This window comes from Spirulina subsalsa FACHB-351 (genome assembly GCF_026130165.1).
In the GTDB taxonomy this organism is placed as follows: Bacteria; Cyanobacteriota; Cyanobacteriia; order Cyanobacteriales; family Spirulinaceae; genus Spirulina_A; species Spirulina_A subsalsa_A.
This window is the reverse complement of the sequence record NZ_JAIHOM010000274.1, coordinates 1-553: the sequence shown is the minus strand read 5'-3', so window position 1 is coordinate 553 and position 553 is coordinate 1. Positions and strand designations below refer to the sequence as shown.

Genomic DNA, 553 nt, shown 5'->3' with positions numbered 1-553 from the left:
TATCTTGACGAGTTAGAAGGAGTAGAAGAACAGCTAGGAGTGAGTATAATTCAATTAGTCGTGGAAGAAGAGAGCCAAGCCATGGAACTGGCTCAAAAGCTGATTCAACAAGCTCAAGAGGTATTACGCACAAGCACCATTCAACGAGATATTATTGACTTAATTGAAACAATTGTTGTTTACAAATTACCCCAACTGAGTCGAGAGGAAATAGCGCAAATGTTAGGACTAACAGATTTAAAACAAACTCGTTTTTATCAAGAAGCCTTTGAAGAAGGTCGCCAAGAAGGTCGCCAAGAAGGTCGCCAAGAAGGTCGCCAAGAAGGTCGCCAAGAAGGTCGCCAAGAAGGGATAGAACAGGGCTTACAACAGGGCATAGAACAGGGCTTACAGCAAGCACAAAGAAACCTAGTTCAACGTCTTGTGAGTCGTGGTCAGAGTCCAGCAGAAATTGCTGAGTTGCTGGACTTACCTCTAGAAAGAGTTCAGGAACTTCTCTAGGGTTTTTACCCCAAAGGTTAAAAGCGCGTCAGTTATTAACCTGCGGAGTCCA

Annotated in this window: 1 protein-coding gene; it reads left to right on the top strand. The window is 43.8% G+C overall.

Annotation, left to right across the window (positions count from 1 at the left end):
• Positions 1-501 (top strand): DUF2887 domain-containing protein (locus tag K4A83_RS22835; RefSeq protein WP_265267023.1); only part of this gene is annotated, 501 nt, incomplete at its 5' end.
• Between the last annotated feature and the right edge of the window lie 52 nt (positions 502-553).